The organism is Halogeometricum rufum (assembly GCF_900112175.1).
GTDB lineage: Archaea > Halobacteriota > Halobacteria > Halobacteriales > Haloferacaceae > Halogeometricum > Halogeometricum rufum.
Window position 1 is genome coordinate 1,271,613 of sequence record NZ_FOYT01000001.1, and the last position, 19,866, is coordinate 1,291,478.

Annotated in this window: 20 protein-coding genes; 11 read left to right on the top strand and 9 right to left on the bottom strand. The window is 68.7% G+C overall.

The genetic code is table 11. The features are described 5' to 3' along the window. Window positions 1-65 precede the first annotated feature (65 nt). The 4 genes from BM310_RS06685 to BM310_RS06700 all read right to left on the bottom strand — a co-directional run bounded on the left by BM310_RS06685 (window position 66) and on the right by BM310_RS06700 (window position 4,968). Window positions 66-812, bottom strand: coding sequence for a CBS domain-containing protein (locus BM310_RS06685; protein ID WP_143105118.1), 747 nt, complete (start codon window positions 810-812; stop codon window positions 66-68). Next, a complete protein-coding gene (locus BM310_RS06690) occupies window positions 809-2,533 on the bottom strand; it encodes a hypothetical protein (protein WP_143105119.1) in 1,725 nt (574 codons plus the stop codon). Before BM310_RS06690 ends, BM310_RS06685 begins: the two co-directional genes overlap by 4 nt. A gap of 370 nt (window positions 2,534-2,903) precedes the next feature. Continuing rightward, window positions 2,904-3,821 carry a DUF7547 family protein gene (locus tag BM310_RS06695; RefSeq protein ID WP_245778436.1) on the bottom strand — a complete coding sequence of 306 codons (918 nt, stop codon included), beginning with the start codon at window positions 3,819-3,821 and terminating at the stop codon, window positions 2,904-2,906. Between the two features lie 61 nt (window positions 3,822-3,882). After that, window positions 3,883-4,968: an NADH:flavin oxidoreductase/NADH oxidase gene (locus tag BM310_RS06700; RefSeq protein ID WP_089805809.1), complete on the bottom strand. Its 1,086-nt coding sequence runs from the start codon at window positions 4,966-4,968 to the stop codon at window positions 3,883-3,885. A 114-nt stretch (window positions 4,969-5,082) separates the two neighbouring features. Here BM310_RS06700 and BM310_RS21285 point away from each other — a divergent pair, with 114 nt between their 5' ends. After that, a complete protein-coding gene (locus BM310_RS21285; protein WP_177232546.1) occupies window positions 5,083-5,244 on the top strand; it encodes a hypothetical protein in 162 nt (53 codons plus the stop codon). Between the two features lie 41 nt (window positions 5,245-5,285). On the opposite strand, the gene dpsA is transcribed toward BM310_RS21285, so the two are convergent. Then, entirely contained in the window at window positions 5,286-5,867 is a 582-nt protein-coding gene (dpsA, locus tag BM310_RS06705) for a DNA starvation/stationary phase protection protein DpsA (RefSeq protein ID WP_089805811.1), read from the bottom strand. 168 nt (window positions 5,868-6,035) lie between these two features. On the opposite strand from dpsA, the gene BM310_RS06710 reads away from it, so the two are divergent. Further along, a complete protein-coding gene (locus BM310_RS06710; RefSeq protein WP_089805813.1) occupies window positions 6,036-6,947 on the top strand; it encodes an ABC transporter substrate-binding protein in 912 nt (303 codons plus the stop codon). Here the strand turns inward: BM310_RS06710 and BM310_RS06715 are convergent. Beyond that, on the bottom strand, window positions 6,944-7,714 hold the full coding sequence (locus BM310_RS06715) for a carbon-nitrogen hydrolase family protein (RefSeq protein ID WP_089805815.1): 771 nt from the start codon (window positions 7,712-7,714) through the stop codon (window positions 6,944-6,946). The genes BM310_RS06710 and BM310_RS06715 overlap by 4 nt on opposite strands. A 316-nt stretch (window positions 7,715-8,030) precedes the next feature. Here BM310_RS06715 and BM310_RS06720 point away from each other — a divergent pair, with 316 nt between their 5' ends. Then, window positions 8,031-9,386: a HEAT repeat domain-containing protein gene (locus BM310_RS06720; RefSeq protein WP_089805817.1), complete on the top strand. Its 1,356-nt coding sequence runs from the start codon at window positions 8,031-8,033 to the stop codon at window positions 9,384-9,386. Window positions 9,387-9,503: 117 nt separating this feature from the next. Next, complete coding sequence (locus BM310_RS06725; protein ID WP_089805819.1) at window positions 9,504-11,195, top strand: phospholipase D-like domain-containing protein; 1,692 nt, start codon at window positions 9,504-9,506, stop codon at window positions 11,193-11,195. Window positions 11,196-11,216: 21 nt separating this feature from the next. On the opposite strand, the gene BM310_RS06730 is transcribed toward BM310_RS06725, so the two are convergent. Then, complete coding sequence (locus BM310_RS06730) at window positions 11,217-13,142, bottom strand: DHH family phosphoesterase (protein ID WP_089805821.1); 1,926 nt, start codon at window positions 13,140-13,142, stop codon at window positions 11,217-11,219. A 90-nt stretch (window positions 13,143-13,232) separates the two neighbouring features. Continuing rightward, a complete protein-coding gene (locus BM310_RS06735) occupies window positions 13,233-14,102 on the bottom strand; it encodes a fructosamine kinase family protein (RefSeq protein ID WP_089805823.1) in 870 nt (289 codons plus the stop codon). 118 nt (window positions 14,103-14,220) lie between these two features. Between BM310_RS06735 and BM310_RS06740 the strand changes: the two genes are divergently transcribed. From BM310_RS06740 to BM310_RS06750, 3 genes are all read left to right on the top strand, one after another. Next, a complete protein-coding gene (locus BM310_RS06740; protein WP_089805825.1) occupies window positions 14,221-14,715 on the top strand; it encodes a Mov34/MPN/PAD-1 family protein in 495 nt (164 codons plus the stop codon). Continuing rightward, complete coding sequence (locus BM310_RS06745) at window positions 14,712-15,176, top strand: adenylyltransferase/cytidyltransferase family protein (protein WP_089805827.1); 465 nt, start codon at window positions 14,712-14,714, stop codon at window positions 15,174-15,176. Before BM310_RS06740 ends, BM310_RS06745 begins: the two co-directional genes overlap by 4 nt. 85 nt (window positions 15,177-15,261) lie before the next feature. Then, a complete protein-coding gene (locus tag BM310_RS06750) occupies window positions 15,262-16,104 on the top strand; it encodes a biotin--[acetyl-CoA-carboxylase] ligase (RefSeq protein WP_089805830.1) in 843 nt (280 codons plus the stop codon). On the opposite strand, the gene coxB is transcribed toward BM310_RS06750, so the two are convergent. Then, window positions 16,105-16,869, bottom strand: coding sequence for a cytochrome c oxidase subunit II (gene coxB / locus BM310_RS06755; RefSeq protein WP_089805832.1), 765 nt, complete (start codon window positions 16,867-16,869; stop codon window positions 16,105-16,107). Window positions 16,870-17,061: 192 nt separating this feature from the next. Between coxB and BM310_RS06760 the strand changes: the two genes are divergently transcribed. The 4 genes from BM310_RS06760 (at window position 17,062) to BM310_RS06775 (ending at window position 19,844) form a co-directional block, all read left to right on the top strand. Continuing rightward, the gene (locus tag BM310_RS06760; protein WP_089805833.1) at window positions 17,062-18,414 is read left to right on the top strand and encodes a heme o synthase; all 1,353 of its coding nucleotides are present in this window, start codon (window positions 17,062-17,064) and stop codon (window positions 18,412-18,414) included. Between the two features lie 6 nt (window positions 18,415-18,420). Beyond that, the gene (locus BM310_RS06765; RefSeq protein WP_089805835.1) at window positions 18,421-19,086 is read left to right on the top strand and encodes a DUF7546 family protein; all 666 of its coding nucleotides are present in this window, start codon (window positions 18,421-18,423) and stop codon (window positions 19,084-19,086) included. A 107-nt stretch (window positions 19,087-19,193) separates the two neighbouring features. Next, window positions 19,194-19,424 (top strand): SelT/SelW/SelH family protein, encoded by a 231-nt coding sequence (locus tag BM310_RS06770; protein WP_089805838.1) that lies wholly within the window; start codon window positions 19,194-19,196, stop codon window positions 19,422-19,424. A 3-nt stretch (window positions 19,425-19,427) separates the two neighbouring features. Further along, window positions 19,428-19,844: a hypothetical protein gene (locus BM310_RS06775; RefSeq protein ID WP_089805840.1), complete on the top strand. Its 417-nt coding sequence runs from the start codon at window positions 19,428-19,430 to the stop codon at window positions 19,842-19,844. The last annotated feature ends 22 nt before the right edge of the window (window positions 19,845-19,866 follow it).

Consider the following 19,866-nt stretch of genomic DNA (forward strand, 5'->3'; position numbering starts at 1 on the left):
TTTCCCGCGGCCACCGTCACCGTCTCGTCCGCGTCGGCGACCGTCACAGTTCGCTGAATCCGGCTTCAGTACGGCTGTCCCGACAGTGCGGGAGTGAGTTCCGGAACGCCCACAGCCCGTGCGAGATGCTTGGCGACGTTCGAGACTCTGACCACGCCGCGTAGTTCCCCTTCGCCGTCGACCACGACGGCCGCTTCGATATCTGCGTCGGTTAGCGCGGCAAGTAATTCCTCGAAGCTCGCCGCGATCTGCACGTTCGGTGCCTCTCGTGCGAACTCGCCGGCACGCCCCTCGCCGCCGTCTGCCACCTGCTGAACGATAGTCTGCAGTGTGATCAGCCGATGGCCGTCGTCCGTCGCGAGGACGAGTACGTCTGTGTCGTGTTCCACCATGCTCGCGGCAACGTCTGAAACCGACGCGTCGGGGTCGTCGATCACTGTCGGCTCCTCGACGAAGAGGCTGATGGATGTTGTCTCGAAGGGGTTCGAGAGCCGGTTGGCTTCCTCGTCCGACCACTGGTGCTGCGGTGGGAACGCCCCCAGTGCAGACGGACCTCTCTCGTCGGTAGAATTCGGTAGGGCGTCTGGTTTCGGCATCGTCGGTATCGTGGTGTCACCAACCGAATCGTCGGCTCCTGGCGGAGTCTGAAGCGGGTTCGGCGATGCTGGATCTCGAGGCATCTGGGGGACGAACGAGAAATCCGCCTCCTGTACGGTCGGCTGATTCTCGGCGCCCGTTCGGACCTCCCGATCGAGTTGGTCGATCTGTTCTCGAAGTTCGTCCAGTCGTGCGAGTACGTTGTCTCGATTCATTGTGTGTTCACTCTCCAATCGACGTCGATAGAGATGGTCCCCGTTGGAGCCCCCGTCCACGACTTGTTACCCGACCACGGGCCGCGGACCTCCATGCCGTCGAATCTGTCGACGGTCTGTCCGTTGTTCAGTAACACGTTTCCGACGTTCTGGTGAGCCAACACGATTTGACTGCCCGTGACGTTCTTCACGCCAGTAATAAGCGCCCGCTCGGGCGCCATCGCGACCGCTGTTGGGACCGACCCATTCGTCGAGTAGTCGTACTGGTTGGGAAAGAGAACGATTCGATGCGTTCCGTTTGCCTGGAACGTCGCGCTGGCTCTGGCGGTCTGGGTGCCTCTGGTGGCCGTGATGGTGTACGTCGTGTCCTGTTGCGGATAGATTCTCCGCTGCCCCTGTGTCGGAACCGCGCCGATGCCGTTGTCGATCTCCACTTTGTCAGCGTTCTTCGAGGTCCAACTCAACGCCGGCACTCGATTCCAGGTCCCGGCGTTATAGAACCCGGCAGAGAGCGTGACTTCGGGTCGAGGCGTGGTCCCACCACCGGGGGTTGACGGGGGTGACGGCGGGAAGTACGTCGAACCCGAAACGTCTTTCCACGTGACGTGGCCGGGTCGGAGCAGTTTCACTCCACATACCTCGCCGCCGCTGTAGGTCGCTCGGTGGAAGTTCGGGAACGCGGCGGGGAAGCCATGTCGGTTCGCATAATCGGCCACTTCCGTGAACGTGCCCGCTATATCGTGGTATTTCACGTTCCCCAAGATGTACGTGGGAACGTCACGGTCGACGACGCTTCCCGGTTTCAACAGCGTGATGTCCCCGCTGAACGTCAACGAAGTCTTGTAGTTGGGGAAGCCGGCGGGATAGCCGTTACGACGCGCGTAGTCGTCGACCGCCCTGAAGACGGCCTGAACGTCGTTTCGGTCGATACCCCATTGATTGTACTCCTGAGGCGGCACCGACCGGAACTCCGCCGACGCGTGCCGCAGGAAGTTCGTTCCGTACACCAGCCCCCTTCCCGGATAACTCGCTCTGTGGAAGTTCAGAAAGGCCCCCACGTATCCGCTCCGTTCGGCGTACCTGTGGGCCGCTTGGAGAAACGCCGGTGCCGACGGAGAGTACTGTCCGCGGACCGTCGGAGCCGTCTCGGGAATGTATTTTCGGAGGTCCGACTGTCGGAGGTCGAACCAGTCGACGATGTGGTTGCGCAGGAGGACGTGTCCACGAACCGGGCCTCGTCCGTCCCGGTAGTCGGCTTGGTGGAACGTCGGAATCGCGCCCTTGAAATCGGGTTCCTGTCCGACGACATAGTCGTTCGCCGCTCGAAACATCGCCCCCGTGTCGTTCAGGTCGACGTCTCCGAGTCTACTTTTCGGAATGTCTCGGAATTCGGCGTGGCGGGGATCGAACAGCAGCACACCATACACCAGCCCCTGTCCGTAGTCGGCGTGGTGGAACGTCGGCAGCGCACCCGGATACCCCCTTGCTTGCGCATAGCCCGTCGCAGCGCGAATCATGTCGGGGACGTTCTCCCGAGAGAGATGCCCTCCGAGAACCGATTTCGGCACGTCTCGATGCGTCGCCGCACCCGACTTCACCAAGAACGAACCATGCACCGTCCCGTTTCCGTAGTCGGCTTGGTGAAAGTTCGGAAAACCGAACGCGTAGCCGGAGTGACGAGCGAACTCGCTCGTCTGCCGAAACCGCTCATCTAACCCCATCGGCCTTCCATTTCGACACGCATAGTGCAACCATGTCTCTGCATAAACAGCAGTAGGTATCCGTAAATGTTTTATTGAAATAAAAGTTGAAATAATTATATGTCGGATAGTTGTTAATATGGGAGCTTACTCTGTCCGTCGCTACCGGCGTTCTATTCCCCTGTCGAGCTGCAAAAAGACCGTATCAAAAATTGGCATCGTAGGGCCGAGTGGGTACACGGGGAGCCGTCCCCTCGTCGTATCTCGCTACTACTCTCGCCGGCGAGAAAATTCCCTGAGAGAATCAGTCGTCTCCTACTGACTACTGTTCGGCAGTAACTGTCCTGGAACGTGTATACGAATCCGAATGGGGTGTCCCGAACGCACGTTATCAGGCGCTCTCGTCTCCCCCGTCGTCGGAGCGGGCCTCGTTTTCGTTCGATTTCTCGTCCGGAGGTGAGTGGCCCGTCTCGTCGTTCTCGTCGTCCTTTCCACGAACCTCCTTCCGTATCGACTCCAACTCCGCGTCCACGTCCACCTGCGGCGTCTCTTCTTCCTCCGCCGCGTCGGCTTCGTCGCCCACGTCGATGGTGACCGGCCCGTCGTCGTCGGTTCGGCGGCCCTGACCGCTTCGTCGGTCGCTCTGTCGGTCGTCGTCCCGTCGCCGGTCCTCGCGGTACCCGTACCGGTTCCGCTCTCGCTGCCGTTCGGCCTCCTCGATGCGGGTCTCTATCTCGCCCATCAGGTCGCGCGCGTCGGTCACGATGTCGCGCGACTCCGCGTCCGGCGGGAGGTCCGAGAGCGCCTCCCGCAGGTCGTCGAGGGCGCGGTCCACGCCCGAGAGCGCTTCGCGCCCGACGCCCGTCATGGTCAACCGCTCCGCCGTCGACCGCCGTCGGTCGCCGGCGTCGAACACCGAGCGGTCGGGGTCGGCGAGGCGGAGGACGTTCCGCAGCAGTTCCAGCGAGCGAATCGTCGTCTCCAGCACCGAGATTATCGTCGGGATGGTGTACTCCTCGGTGAAGCGGAGCATCTCGCTGAACGACGGCGGGCGCGGGAGCGGTCGGTCGCGACCCGACAGGTCCTCCCGGTCGTCGCGACGGCGGTAGCCGTAGCGCTCGGCCTCGCGCGCGGTCGGGCCGCCGCGCCGCCGGTCGCTCCGGCCGCGTCGTCGCTCTCGCCGGCCGTCGCCGTCGTCGCGGCCGCCGCGCTCTCGTTCGCGGAGTTCGTGGCGCAGGTCGCCGAGCGTCCGGTCGAGGTCGGCGAGGAGGTCTGCGAGGTCGTCGTCGGGGTCACGTCGCTCGCTCATACGTCTCCATTCGGGACCGGGAGAGAAAAGCTGTCGCCGTCGCGGGGTCGCTACGGGACGTTCACTCGAACTGCCCGCGGCGGTACTGCACCGGCCACTCCACGTCCGTGTCGAGTTCGTGGGCGGCCTCCAGCGTGAAGTACGGGTTGCGGAGGAACTCGCGGCCGACGACGGCCACGTCCGCCCGTCCGTTCCGAATGAGCTGGTCGGCCTGTTCGGCCTCGGTTATCTTCCCGACCGCACCGACGGCGGCGTCGGTGGCCGCCCCGACGCGTTCGGCGTAGGGGACCTGATACCCCGACCCGGGGTCGGGTACCTGCTGGCCGGGGTGGATACCGCCGGCGCTCACGTCTATCAGGTCCGCGCCCGCGTCGGCGAGGAGGGGCGCGAGGCGGGCCGACTGGTCGAGGTCCCACGACTCGCGGTCCGGGAGCCAGTCGGTCGCGGAGATGCGGACGAACACCGGCCTGTCGTCGGGCCACACCTCGCGCACGGCGGCGGTCACCTCGCGGACGAGTCGCGTCCGGTTCTCGAACGACCCGCCGTAGTCGTCCTCGCGGTGGTTGGTCACGGGCGAGAGGAACTCGTGCAGGAGGTAGCCATGCGCGGCGTGGACCTCCGCTATCTCGAACCCCGCGTCGAGGGCGCGTTCGGCGGCGGCGCGGAAGTCGTCGATGACCGTCTCGATATCCGCGGCGGTCATCTCGCGCGTCGCCGCCTCGCCCTCGGCGTAGGGGTACGGGGCCGCCGACGGCGCGACGGTCTCCCATCCGCCCTCGCTCTCGGGAATCGGCGTCGAGTCCTCCCACGGGACGGTCTTGCTCGCCTTCCGACCCGCGTGGGCGAGTTGGATGCCCGGGACGCTCCCCTGCCCGCGGACGAACGCGGTCACGTCCGCGAGGGCGTCGGCGTGGGCGTCCGACCAGATGCCGAGGTCGGACGGCGTGATTCGACCCTCGGGCGAGACGGCCGTCGCCTCGCTCATGACGACGCCGGCGCGGCCGACGGCGCGACTGCCGAGGTGGACGAGGTGCCAGTCGTTCGCCAGTCCGTCCTCGGCGGAGTACTGGCACATCGGCGAGACCATCACACGGTTCGGGAGTTCCGTCCCTCGGAGCGTGAGGGGACTGAACAGCGACGCAGTCATCACCGCCGCTTGGGCCGGCGGCGGAAAACCCTTGTCGACCCCGGAACGCGACGGGGGTGACTTCGGTTTAGGCGGACCAAAACTGACTTATCCCCCGACCCACCACTGGGGGATATGGAACGTCTCGACGGCGAAGAACTGGACGGCCCCGACAGTCCCGACTCGACGGTCGCGGCCCACCAGTCGTCCCCGGAGCGAACCGTCTTCACCGAACAGGGCAACCGCGACGCCTGGATTTCGCTCGACGCGGAGTCGACGGTCGAACTCGAACGGTAGTCTCGAAAAAGCGCAGTCGACGCCGACCGATTCTCGCGACGTTACTCCTGCTGGCTCTGCACCGGCGGTTCGCCCTCGTGGACGGCCTGCTCGAAGACGAGCGTGTCGTCTTCGAGGTAGTGTTCGATGTGGTGGGCGTCGTCCTCGACGTGTTCCATGTTCTCGCGCAGCATGTGCGCCGTCGTGTGGTCACCGAGGTTCTGCGCCAGTTCGACGTGGTCGCGCAGGTGCTCGATGATGTCGCCGTACATCTCCATGTCGTTCCGCATCGAGGTGCGGATGTCGTAGACGTCTTCGCCCTCGAACGTGACCGGGGCGCGGTCCTCCTGCGCGGTCGGTCCGGAGACGGGGACGCCGCCGAGGGCTTGCACGCGTTCGGCGAGTTCGTCGGCGAACTCCTCGGCGTGTTCGTACGCCTCCTCGAAGAACAGGTGCAGGTCGCGGAACTCCGCGCCCTCGACGACCCAGTGGTGCTTCTTCAGTTGGTGGTACAGCACGTACGTGGCCGCGAGGTCCGTGTTCAACGCGTCCACGATCTGTTCTGCGCGGTCGGCGTCGATACGAAGCGCCTCGCTACCCTCTACGTCGCCCGCCTGCTGACGGACGTTCTTCTGGGAGCTCATTACAGTCGTTCGTTCGCCCGCCAGCAACTTAATCATTTCCACGTCGAGAACATTTTTTGGTCAATCGAAAACTGTAGTGGATATATTGGCAACCCAAACTTCTGAAATCCGTTTCTCGCGTCGCCCCCGTCCCGCACGCTTTTACGCGCTTCCCCCCACGAGACGACCGTGCGCGTCGTCTCGCTCCTCCCCTCGGCCACCGAACTGCTGTACGCCCTCGACGTCGACCCCGTCGGCGTCTCCCACAGTTGCGACTACCCGCCCGCCGCGCGCGAGAAACCGGTCCTCACGAGCACGGCCATCGACTACGGCGACGACCGGTCGGCCGCGGACATCGACCGGCAGACGCGGCGCGTCGAGGGTGGCGTCTACGACGTCGACGAGGGTCTCCTCGCGGAACTCGACCCCGACCTCGTCGTGACGCAGGCGACGTGTGAGGTGTGCGCGGTGGACGCCTCGGACGTGCTGGCGGCGGTGGAACGCCGCGGCGTCGACGCCGAGGTGCTGACGCTCGACCCCCACTCGCTGTCGGACGTGCTCGACGACGTGGAACGCGTCGGCGCGGCGGCCGACGCGTCCGAACGCGCCGCGTCGCTCCGCGCGGCGTTGACGGCGCGCGTCGACCGGGTCACCGACCGGGCCGCGGCGACGACGGACCGGCCGCGAACGGCCGTCTTCGACTGGACCGACCCGGTCATCGCCGGCGGCCACTGGGTGCCGGGCATGGTCGAACGCGCCGGTGGCACGCCCGGACTGGTGACGGACGGCCCGTCGAAACCGCAGCGCTGGACGGACGTGCGCTCGTTCGACCCCGAAGTGCTCGTCGTCGCGCCCTGCGGGTTCGGCGTCGAACGGGCGGCCGACGCCCTCGCCGACCTCCGCTCGAAGGACGGTTGGGACGACCTGACGGCGGTGCGCGACGGGAACGTCTTCGTCGCCGACGGCAACGGCCACGTGAACCGCCCCGGTCCGAGACTCGTGGACTCCGTCGAACTGCTCGCGTCGTGCATCCACCCCGAGCGATTCGACGCGCCCGCACCGGACGTGGTACGGCGCGCCGACGCCGGTCCGCGGGCCTAGTCGGCGTCGACGGCGCCGACGAACGCGCGCTGTTCGTCGAGAACCTCGCGGTCGAGCGCGAACGTCAGGTCGCGTTCGTCGCGGCCGAGTGCCGCCGCGACGGCGCCGTCCGGCCGGACGACCAGCGACCGGCCCGCGTACGTCGCCTGCCGCGCCCCCGGGACGTCGCGTCGGCCGGTCCGCCCCGCGCCGACCAGCCACCTGACGCCGTCGAGGGCGCGGGCGCGACAGAGCAGACGCCAGTTCTCCGAGTGTGCCGCCGGCCACGCGCCGACGACGAACAACGCGTCCACGCCCGCGTCGGTCATCGCCGCGCTCTCGCCGACGAAGTTCAGATTGTAGCAGGTGAGCAGTCCGGCGTCGCCGGCGGGCGTCTCGACGACGACGCGGTCGCTCCCCGCCTCGAGCATCGACGCCTCGTCGCCCCACAGGTGCCGCTTTCGGTAGACGGCGTGCGTCCCGTCGGGCCGGACGTACGCGGCGGCGTTGTAGAGCGTCTCGCCGTCGCGTTCGACGTACCCCGCCAGCACGTCGACGTCGTTGTCGGCCGCGACGGGCGCGAGGTGGTCGAGCGCCGCCGGTCGCGTCAGCGCCGCGTCGGCCACCCGGTCGTCGGCGACGAACCCGGTCAGGGCGTACTCGGGGAACAGGGCGACGCGCACGTCGTCGGGAAGCGCGCCGGTCCGTTCGCGAATCGTCGCGGCGTTCCGCTTCGGTCTGAGGTCGGCGACGGCCAGTTGGGGGACGGCGACTGTTGGCCCGGTCACGTCCTCGGAGGCGACGCCCGCGTGCAAAAACGCTCGCCCTTCGACCTCTCGCTCGGCGAGAGAGTCGCGCGGACTGACGGTACGCGTCTCGGTGTGCGAACACGCGACAAGGTAAAGCCCGCAGAGAGTCATGTACAGGTACTGGTCGTCAGACGCACGTCGTGCGAGGCGACCAGCGCGCGGTCGGTGTTAGGTGTCGCGGTTCGTGTCATGGTCCGCGACGTGGGTAGGGCATCGACCGTGCCACCTTTCGGCGTTCCCCGTTCACGGCTGTGAAGGGAAACGCTCTTTTCGGACACGGTCCGACTCAGAGTATATGAGCGACGGGGACGACGAGACGCCGGAAGACACGTCCGCGGAGACGCAGTCGGACGCGTCCGAAGAACCGACGGATGCCGAGGAGTCGACGGACGCCGAGGCGTCCGAAGAGATCACGGCTGAGAGCCTGAACGAACGCCTCGACGCCGTCGAGGAGGACCTCGAGGCGGCCGAGACGGAGTCGGACCTCGACGCGGTCGAATCCGACCTCGACGACGTCGAGTCGGACCTCGAAGCCGCGGACCTCCCGGAACCGGACGAGGACGACGACGACGCCGAGGACCCGCGTGCGGACCTCGAATCCCGCGTCTCGGACCTCCGCGAGGACCTCGAATCACAGCGCGGCCCGTACGCCGAGGACGTCGTCGACGACATCGAGTCGGCGAAGTCGAAGGTGACGGAGACGCGGTGGACCGAGCGCGGCGAGGGCGAAATCGTGGACGTCGTCGAGTCGTTCGCGGCCGACGTGAACGAGATTCTGGACGCGTCCGTCTCCGTCGACGGCGACTCGGAGGAGGACCTGGCCGCCGCCCTCGACGACGCGGCAGACGCCGTCGAGTCCGCGTCGCTCGACGCCGACGACGACGCCGACACCATCGCCGCCCTCCTCGAAGCGACCGACGACCTGGAGTCGGGGCTGGAGGACTCACAGGAGTGGGACGACCTGGAGACGAACGAGAAGCTTCAGGCGGAGGGCTTCTACGACGTGCTCGGCCACTACAAGGACTTCCCGCCGGAACTGTCCGCGCTGAAGGAGTGGGAGAAGCGCGGCCGCGCCGACATGATCATGCTGGCGAAGGACAGCCTCCAGTCGGAGTTCATGCAGGAGTACTGCATGGACGCGTTCGTCCGGATGGCCGACCCCTCAGTGTTCGACGAGATGCACCAGTTGGCCCAGCGACGCGACAAGACCGCCATCAAGGCGCTCGGGAGGATGGGGTCGGGCGCGGAGGACGCCGTCGAGACGCTGGTCGAGTACGTCGACACCGACTCCGACCCGGCGCTCCAGAAGGTGACGTTCAAGGCGCTGGGCGAGATCGGCTCGTCCGACGCGACGCAGGCCATCGCGGACAAACTGGTGATGGACAACGACAACGTGCGACCGTACGCCGCGCGCGCCCTCGGCCTCATCGGCGACACGCGCGCCGTGAAGCCGCTGTCGGACACGCTCGAATCCGACGAGAACGACACCGTCCGCGCGGCCGCCGCGTGGTCGCTGCGCCAAATCGGCACCGAAGACGCGCTCGAAGCGGCCGCCGACTACACCGACGAGCGCTCCTACCTCGTCCAGCACGAGGCCGAACTCGCCCGCGACAGCCTCGGCGACGCGGACGCCGACGCGCCGACGGCCTGACCGGCCACCCGACGCTCGCGCCCCGTCCTGCACCGTTTTCTCGCCTCTCTCCGTACCGTCGAGCGACGGCCCCGGCGCGCCCACAGGTTCAAGAGGGATGCCGCGGCCAACGACCCCGTGTCGAACGCCCGTCGCCTCCTCGCCTTCGCCCTCGCCGGTGCGTTGCTCGTTCAGGCCTGCGGCGTCGCCGCCGGCGCGGCCGTCGTCGGTTCGGGTGCCCCTGCCGGCGCGGATGCCACCGCTGGCGCGGATGCCGACGCCGCGGACGCCGAACGCACGGCCGGCAGAGCGAACGCGACGACCCCGCGCGTCCTCGCCGTCTACCCGAACCCCGTCGCCGCGGACGACGCGGGCGAGTTCGTCGCCGTCCGCGGCGGCGACGTGCCGAACCTGACTCTCTCGGACGGCGAGGACGTGTTCGCTGTCCCCCGCCGACAGAGCGTCGTCGTCCTCTCGTCGGACCCGAACGCGACGCGGGCGGTGACCCCTCACCCCGTCGTCCGCGCGGACCTCTCGCTGTCGAACGCCGGCGAACGCCTCGTCCTCCGGCGGAACGGCACCGTCGTCCACACAGTCGCCTACGAGGACGCCCCCGAGAGCGACCGCTGGAACGTCTCGGCGGACCGGTGGACGCCGCTCGGACTCGACCTGCGGCCCCCCGTCGCCACCGGGCCGGCGGACGCGACGGCGTTCGTCCTCCCCGACGCGCCCGACGCGGTCGCGGAGACGCTTCGCTCGGCCGAGGACCGACTCCTCCTCGCGGGCTACACGCTCTCCTCGGACCGCGTCACGGACGCTCTCGTGGCGGCCCACCGGCGCGGCGTGCGCGTCCGCGTCCTCGTGGAGGGCGGTCCGGTCGGCGGCGTCTCCCGACGACAGGCGGCGGCGCTCGACAGACTCAATCGCGCGGGCGTCCCCGTCGCCGTCGTCGACGGCCCGGACGCGACGTTCGCCTACCACCACGCGAAGTACGCCGTCGTCGACGACCGGTCGCTCGTCCTCACGGAGAACTGGAAGCCCGCGGGGACCGGCGGCCGCGACAGTCGCGGGTGGGGCGTGCGCGTCGCCTCCGCGCGGACGGCCGACGAGTTGGCCGCCGTCTTCGAGGCGGATTCGACCGGGCGCGGCGTCGTCTCGTGGGCGTCGTACCGACGGCACGGGACGTTCGTCGCCGACCCGCCGCCGAACGCCACGTACCCGACTCGAATCGAACCCGCGCCGGTCCGCGCGACGGCGGTTCGGGTGCTGACGGCGCCCGGCAACGCCGGCGAGGCGACGATTCGCCGACTCGACGGGGCCGACGAGCGAATCTCGGTCGTCAACCCGCGCATCGACCCGGACGGGCGCTTCTTCGCCGCACTCGTCCGCGCGGCGCGACGCGGCGTCTCGGTCCGCCTCCTCCTCTCGAACGCGTGGTACGACGCCGAGGAGAACGAACGGGTAGTCGCCCGCGTCCGGGACCTCCGGGCGTCCGGACTGCCCATCGAGGCGCGCATCGCGGACCCGAGCGGTCGGTTCGGGAAGGTCCACGCGAAAGGCGCCGTCGTCGACGGCGAGACGGTGTTCGTCGGGAGCCTCAACTGGAACGACCACGCCGCGACGGAGAACCGCGAGGTGGTGCTGGAACTGCGCGGCGCGGAACCGGCGGCGTACTACCGGCGGGCGTTCGAACGTGACTGGGCGGCGGCGGGCGGCGGAGGCGGTGGACGGGGCGACGACGGAACGCCGTGGCTCCTCGTCGCCGGCGCTCTCGCGTCGGCGACGCTGGCCGGACTGGTGCTGAAGAAGACGGTTCGGTTCGAGCGGTGAACGCGCGGGTGACGCGCCCGCTTACAGGTCGGCGTCCACGGGCGCCTGCGAGGAGAGTTCGGCGTCGAGTTCCGCGTCGGCCATCTTCTCGACGAGGCTGTCGATGACCTCGCTGCGCATCCCCTTCACGAACTTGATGGAGCCGACGACGAGGTGGCCGCCGCCGGAGACGCCGCCGCCGACGACTTCCTCGTTGAGTTCGGCGACCATCTGCGGGATGTCGAGGCGGACGCCGTCGGAACGCAGGACGGCGAAGTCGGGGCCGTAGCCGATGGTAATGACGGGTTCCTGTCGCTCCTGCACCTTCCGGTCGTGGAGCTTTCCGGTCGTCTTCCCCGGCGCGGGGTAGGTAAAGCGGTGCGCCCACTCGTCCAGGTCGATGGTGTAGAGGTGCGCCCCGGAACTGAGCGTCTCGTGTTCCACGTGTGACTCCGCGGCGTCGAGTTGGCGGTCCACGTCGCGTTCGGCGCGTTCGGCGAGGAACTCGACCAGTTCCTCGTGGCGTTCCTCGTCGTCACAGCCGACGTTCAGCACGTCGTTGACGATGGACTGCCCGTCGCTGTAGCGGAGCCAGTGGGCCGCGTAGTCCAGCGCTTCGCCGATGTCGAGCAGTTTCCCGCGGTCGTAGCCCCGGTCCTCGGCGAGGGCGACGAACTCGTCCATCACCTCGGCCTTCGACCGGTCCGAGAGGCCGGCGACGGCGGGGACGTGTTCGAGGTCCTCCGTGATGGAGGGGTCGATCATGCGCGCGAGTTCGACGCACATCATCCCGGTGGTGATGCGGTAGTCCTCGTCGTACAGGTAGGGGTTGACGTGGGCGTCCAGCAGGGGTTCGACCGCCTCGGGGTCGGGGTGGTGGTGGTCGACGACGGCGATGGGCACGTCGTAGTGCGCGAGGTTCTCGTAGGCGGGCACGTCCTCCTCGGTGGACCCGTTGTCCAGCATGAGGAGGAGGGGGAGACGCTGGCCGTGGCGGGCGCGGCCCTCCAAGGCGAAGTTCAGGTCGCGCGTCACGTCCTCCATCTCGTAGAACGGGGCCTTCGACGGCAGGCGCTTGAACAGGTGTCGCGGCGCGTCGTCGTCGTCGTGGACCTCGGAGATGAAGTTCTCCAGCGCCAGTTGGACCGGCACGGAGGCGCACATCCCGTCGCCGTCGGCGTGGTGGCGGACGCGGATGGGACGCCCTTCGAGGACGGTCCGACGGAGCAGTCGGGCCACGTCGCGCAGGTCGTCGCGGAGTTTCTCGAAGGCGGGCCACTCGACGAGGGGGTCGACCTCGTTCGGTTCGGCGCGTTCGTCGAGGGCGTCGTCGAGACGCTGCCGGGTCGCTTCGGCGGCCTCGTCGTGGAGGCGAGTCAGCGAGTCGACTTCGAGTTGGAGTGCGCCCTCGTGGCTCTCGGCGGTGCCGCTGATGCGGACGGCGTCGTCCAGTTCGACCTCGGGGTGGGCGCGGACGCCCGCCTCCTCGAAGGCGGCGGCGGAGACGATACCGGTGTCGTCCGCGATGCGGAAGACGGTGGGACCGCCGGTCTGCTTTATCTGCGCGACGACGCCCTCGACGAACACGTCCATGCCGGGTTCGACGTCGGCGATGGGCGTGATGTCGGGTTCGTAGTCGACGGTGACCGTGCGGTAGTCCTCGAAGCTGACGGTGTCGAACGCGACGTCGCCGTTCTCGCGGACCTCCTCCAGCGAGACGATGAGTCGGTCGCCGACTTCGTACGTGCGGTCGAGGTTCGACTCGTGGACGAGGCCGGACACCTCGTCGGAGACGTCGACGAAGATGCCGTACTCGACGACGCCGTTGACGACGGCGTGGTAGTTCGCGCCGACTTCGGTGTCGTCGAGGGTGCAGTTCGGTGCCAAGTCGTAGACGACAGGTCGCGAGTCCGCGTCCGAACTCGAACCGGACTCGCCGCCGGAATCCCCGGCGTTTTCGACAGTCATAGTCGGTGAAAGTGGTGGCCGCCGGTTAAGACTTTACATGCGCGTCCGCCGCCGAGGCGGGCGATTCGAGGCCGCTCGCGGCCGACACTCTCAGTATCCCAGTTCGGCCAGCGACTCGCGCAGACGCGGGAGGTAGTCCCGGCCGAAGTAACGGACGTGTTCGAGGAGGGGGAAGACGCCGTACGCCGTCGCGCGCGTCTCGAAGAAGCCGTCCTCGATTCCCCGCCGGTCGGCGTACCGGTCGAAGAAGGCGTCGCCGAACGAGTCGAACAGGGCGACGTAGGCGAGTTCCACCTCGGGGTGGCCGTAGTAGACGGCGGGGTCGAGGAACGCCCGCACCGCGCCGTCGCGCACGACGACGTTCTCCCGCCACACGTCGCCGTGGACGAGAGTGGGCGCGTCGGGTTCGCGGAGGATGGCCTCCAGGTCGGCCGCGAGGGCGTCCACCCGTTCGGCGTCCCCGGGCGGGAGCGTCCCCTCCCTCGCCGCCGCCTCGGCCGCGTCGAGCAGTCGGTGCTCGCGGAAGAACTCGACCCACGAGTCGGTCCACGGGTTCGGCAGGCGGTAGGGGCCGCTGAGCGTGTCGAACGGGAACCCCGACCGCTCCGCGGTCACGTCGTGGAGGGCGGCGAGGTGGTCGGCGATATCGCGTTCGACGGCCGGCGTGAACGCGCCGTCGCCCTCGACGTACGCCATGAACAGCAGGTCGTCCGTCGCGTCGTACACCGTCGGCACCGGCAGGTCGGACTCCGCGGCGAGAGAGCGGAGCATCCGGGCCTCGACGGTCAGGGGCGTGTCGCCGACCTTGGCGACGACGGACGCGCGGTCGGCGAAGTCGAGTCGGTAGACGGTCCCCACCTCGCCGCCGTCGAGTTCGGTGAGTCCGGTCACGGCCGACTCGAACTGCGACGCTGCGCGGGCGCGGACCGTCCGGGGCGACGGCGTCGTCTCGCCGGGCATACCCGCGCTTCGGGCCGTCGCCTCCTGAGAGTGACGCTTCGGTCGTCGCGTCGCAGTCGTGCGGTTTGGTCGCTCCGTGGACCGGAACTCTTAGATGCCGACGCGACCGAGTTGGGGCATGCGCCTCTTCCGGTCGAAAGAGATTCTCGGTATCGCCGAGGAGGCACTCGACTTCGCGTTGGAGGCGTCCAAGGAGACGCACCCCAACGAGTACATGGGCTTTCTCCGCGGCGAGGACGCGCGGCGCGTCGGCCTCGACCGGTCGGGGACGGTCATCACCGACGTGCTCATCATCCCGGGGACGAAGTCGGACTCGATGAGTGCGACGGTGAACTCGAACATGATTCCGAACGACATGCGCGCGGTCGGGTCGATTCACTCGCACCCGAACGGCGTCCTCCGGCCGAGCGACGCCGACCTGGACACGTTCGGCAACGGGCAGGTCCACATCATCCTCGGCCACCCCTACCGCCGGAGCGACTGGCGGGCGTTCGACCAGGAGGGCGCGCCGACGACGCTGGACGTCCTCGACGTCGACCTGCCGGACCCCGAAGCGTTCTTCGACTTCGACGAGTCGGACCTCGGACTCGACCTGGAGGACGCCGACCGATGACGGAGCGAGTCATCGCGCAGGGGACGTTCGACATCCTCCACCCGGGGCACCTCCACTACCTGCGAGACGCCGCCGCTCTCGGCGACGAACTCCACGTCATCGTCGCCCGCCGGGAGAACGTCACCCACAAGGCCAAACCCGTCCTCCCGGACCGCCAACGCCGCGACATGGTGGACGCGCTCTCGGTGGTGACGGAGGCGCACCTCGGGCACACCGACGACATCTTCGTGCCCATCGAGCGCATCCGCCCGGACGTCATCGTCCTCGGCCACGACCAGCATCACGACCCGGAGGGCATCCGCGCGGCCCTCGACGCGCGCGGCATCGACTGCGAGGTGACGCGCGCCTCGGCGCGAGAACCGGAGTACGAGGGCGAACTGCTCTCGACCGGACGCATCATCGACCGCGTCCTCGAACAGCGCGGGCCCCCGCCCGAGGCGCCGGACGACCCGAACACGTAGCGCGTCCGACCGGGCCCCACCACGACCGGTCGCCACCGCCGACCGACGACTTTCTGTCCCCCGCGTCCGACCGTGAGCGGTAGGTATGACCGACGACCCGCCGGTGGAGTGGCACGAGTCGATGGGCGACACGAGCCTCCGCGTCCGCCAGTTGGCCGACGACGGCGCGCCGCACGGCACGATGGTGGCCGCCGACGAACTCACGGCCGCCCGCGGCCGGACGGGGAACGAGTGGGCCGCCCCGCCCGGCGGCGTCTGGACCAGCACGCTCCTCCGACCCGACCTGTCGGCGGACCGCGTCGGTCGCCTCACGTTCGCCGGCGCGATGGCCGTCGTCGACGCGGTGGAGTCGGTCGGCGTCGAGGCGCGCCTGATGTGGCCGAACGACGTGGTCGTCGGCGGCGAGAGCGAGGGCGACGGTGGGTTCGAGGCGGACGCCGACGCCGTCCCGAAGAAACTCGCCGGCGTCCTCACGGAACCCGTCGTGGACGGCGTCCCCGTTCCGGGCAAACCCGTCGACGAGGTGTTCGACGGCGACGGCGCGGCCGTCGAGTACGTCGTCGTCGGCACCGGCATCAACGCCGACTTCGACCCCGCGGAACTGCCCGTCGACCGCCCGGTGACGACGCTCCGCGCCGAAGTCGGGGCGGTGGACCGCGACCGAATCGCTCGGCGCTACCGCGAGGCGTTGCTGGCCCGGTGTGCGACCGTCGCGTCAGACGACGGCTTCGCCGCCCTGTTGGACGAGTGGCGTGAACGCGCCGAGACGCTCGGGTCGCGCGTGACGGTTCGCCGACGGGGTACCGACGACGTGACGGGCGTCGCGCGCGACGTCTCCGCGCGCGGCGGACTCCTCGTCGAGACCGACGACGTGACCGTTGAACTGACCGAAGGAGAGGCGAGTCGGGTGCGAGACGCGTCGGACTGACTACCGCGCCAGCGCGGGCGACTCGACGCTGCTACTGTTCGTGCTGTTTCCGCCGTTCCCGCCGCTCTGCTGTTCGGAGACCCACTGCTGGTACTCCTCCTGCGAGACGACTTCGACGGTGAAGTACATCTGCGAGTGGGCGACGCCGCAGTACTCCGAGCAGTAGCCCTGGTAGGTGCCCTCTTCGTAGGGGACGGTCTTGATGGTGTTCACCTGGCCGGGGAAGGCGTCGGTCTTCAGCGCCATCTCGGGGACGTGGAAGCCGTGTATCACGTCCCTCGACGTCACCTGGAAGACGACCGGTCGGTCCTTCGGCACCACTATCTCGGTACCGGTGGAGAAGTTACCGGCCTCGGGGTAGGACATCTCCCAGCCCCACTGGTAGGCCTCGGCGTGGACGACGACGGGGTCTTCGTTCTCCAGTTCCTCCGACGGCTGGTACGTCACGTTCTCGTTCGCGAGGACGCCGTAGGAGGCGACGCCGACGAACAGGAGGATGATGGCCGTCGCGACGGTCCACGTGATTTCGAGCCGGCGGTTCTCCTTCGTCGGGAGGGGGTTGTCGTTGTTGCGGAACTTCACCACCGCGTAGAGGAGGATGACCTCGACGAGCACGGTGATGGGAATCGCCACGTACAGCAGCTTACTGTTCAACTCGTTGATGAGCTCGGCGGTCGCGGACGCCTGCGCGGCCGCAGGATTCGCGAATAGTGCGAGAATCAGCACCGAGAACACCGAAACGAGTGCTAAACGCGTCTTTCGCATCTTGTCGCAGGGTTAGGAACAAGTACCTAAATAGTTGCTGTCTTTTCGTCGGACGGTCGCGACTGCGGCGCCTCGGTTTCACCGAGGAAGCGCGGGTCCTAAATACACCGCGTACGAACCGTCGGTAGGTGACTATCCGTGGCATCGAACAGCACACACGACCGATTTCACGCGCTCCTCGCCGCCACGGCGATGGGCGTCTATCTCCTGCTCCTCGTCGGCGCGACGACGGCGCTGACCGACGCCGCGGCGGCGTGCACCGCGTGGCCGGTGTGCGGTGACGGCTTCACCGCGCCGACCACCGCCGCCGGGTGGCTAGCCGTCGGCCACCGACTCGCCGCCGTCGCCGTCGGCGTCCTCGGCGTCGTGACGCTCGTCACGGGCCTCCGCGCGGGCGTCGACCGACGCGTCCTCGCCGCGACGCTCCTCGCGAGTCTGCTCTATCCGGTACAGGCGGCTCTCGGCGCGTTCGTCGCCGTCGGGGCGGCCAGCGCGACGCTCTCGACGCTCCACCTCGCCCTCGGGATGGGCATCTTCGGCGGCCTCGTCCTCGCCCTCGCGTGGGCGCTGGAGAGCGACACGGGCGACCCGACGGACGAACCGAACGCGATGCCCGAACCGGACCTCCCGCCGGAGAGCGACCACGACCCGACGATTCCGACCGACCCGCTGCCCCGCGCGAAAGCGACCGCGCGGGCGTACTTCAGTCTCATGAAGCCGCGGCTGATGTGGCTGCTCTGCCTCGTCGCCTCCGCGGGCATGGCGCTGGCGGCGACGACGGACGGCGGCCTCACGCCCGGCGTCGTCCTCGCCACCCTCGGCGGCGGCGTCCTCTCCATCGGCGCGTCGGGGACGTTCAACCACGTCCTCGAACGCGACATCGACCGGCGGATGGAGCGCACCAGCGACCGACCGCTGGCCGTCGACCTCGTGCCCGTCCGGCGCGCCGTCGCGTTCGGACTCGTGTTGGCCGCCGCGTCGGTGGCGCTGTTCGCGTGGGTGAACGTCCTCGCGGCCGTCCTCGGCGTCGCCGCCATCGTGTTCTACAGCGTCGTCTACACGCTCATCCTGAAGCCGAACACGGTCCAGAACACCGTCATCGGCGGCGCGGCGGGCGCGCTCCCGGCGCTCATCGGCTGGGTGGCCGTCACCGGCGACATCGGCTTCGGCGGCCTCCTCCTCGCCGCGGTCATCTTCCTGTGGACGCCCGCGCACTTCTACAACCTCGCGCTGGCGTACAAGGACGACTACGCCCGCGGCGGGTTCCCGATGATGCCCGTCGTCCGGGGCGAGACGACGACGCGGAAACACACCCTGTGGTACCTCGGCGCGACGCTCATCGCCGCGGGAGCCCTCGCGGCGATGGAGGCGCTCGGACTCGTCTACGCCCTCACGAGCGTCGTCTTCGGGGCGGTGTTCCTCTACTTCGTCGTCCGCCTGCACTACGAACAGACCGAGTCGGCGGCGCTCCGCGCGTTCCACGCCTCGAACGCCTACCTCGGGACGCTCCTGCTCGCCGTCGTCGTGGACACGCTGGCGCTCTGACCGCACATGAGCGTCGCAGACTCCCTCCGCGTCGCGTTCGACCGCGACGTCCTCTACGCCGGCCTCCTGGCGAACACGCTGGGCTTCCTCGCCCTCGTGTACGTCTTCGTGGCCGACCTCACGGTCACGCAACCCCGCTACGCCTTCTACGGCCTGCTGTGGATAGCCGTCGCCGTCGCCGCACTCTGGAAGACGAAGCCCGCGCCGACGGACGCGTCGACGCGCCGTCGCGCACTCGCCGTCGCCGTCGGCTACGCCGTCGCCCTCGCTCTCGCGGGCGGTATCGTCGTCTCGACGATGCCCACGAGTCCCGACTGGAGCGCGCGCGTCGCAACCCTCGCGCCCGGATGGGGTCCCGCGCCCGTCTTCACGACGCCGCTGTTCGCGGTGGTGCTGATGCCGGCGCGCGTCGTCGGCTACCTCGCCCTCGCGTACCTCGTCTACGCGACGGTCATCGACGCCGCCGGCTCGGCCGTCTCCGGCGTCCTCGGCCTGCTCTCCTGCGTCTCCTGTTCGTGGCCCATCCTCGCGTCGCTGCTCACGGGCCTGTTCGGGAGCAGTTCCGCGCTCGTCGCCGCGACGTTCGACTTCTCCTACGACGTCTCGACGCTCGTCTTCGTCGTCACCGTCGCCCTCCTCTACTGGCGGCCGTTCGGCTTCGGCGGCGACTGACCCGCTCTGCGTCCGCCGACGCCCGACCCGCCTCCGCTACCGACCTGCCCCGCCTCCGCTACCGGCAGACGTTCACGCTTAACTTCTCGGCGAGCGGACTGTCGGGTATGACAGACGTCGAGATAGAGTACTGCGTCCCGTGCGGCTTCCTCGACAGGGCCGAATCGATTCAGCACGCCGTCCTCCAGCAGTTCGGCGAACGCGTCGACCGGGTGTCGCTGGTGACGGGCGACCACGGCGTCCTCACCGTCGCGGTGGACGGCGAACTCGTCTGGGACAAGGAGGAAGACGACTACGACGTGGACGAGATAACCCGGCGCGTCCGCGCGGCGCTCTGAACGGTGCAGTCGGGTGAACACGCCGCCGTCGGCGCGGCCGTCTCAGTCGCGGCGGCGTTCGTCCTCTTCCCCGGCGCGCCGGTGACGACGCTCGCCGCCCTCGTCGCCGCCGGCGTCGCGGTGAGCGTCTTCGTCGACTTGGACCACTTCGTCATCGCCCGCGGGATGGCGGGCGACTGGCACCACCTCGAACGGGCGGTGACGAACCCGCGAGTGGGACTCCTCGAACAGGAGCGGGTGTTCGCCGATATAGACGAGGCGGCCCTCGTCCACCGCAGACTGCTCAGCCACCACCTCATCGCCGGCGCTCTCACGCTCGCACTCGCCCTCGCGGGCCGCGGGTCGCTGGCCGTCTTCGCCGCCGTCGTCCTCTACGCCCACGTCCTCTGCGACTACCTCAGAGACCTCGAGTACGCCTGAGTCGGCCGCTGCGCGGTCCCGG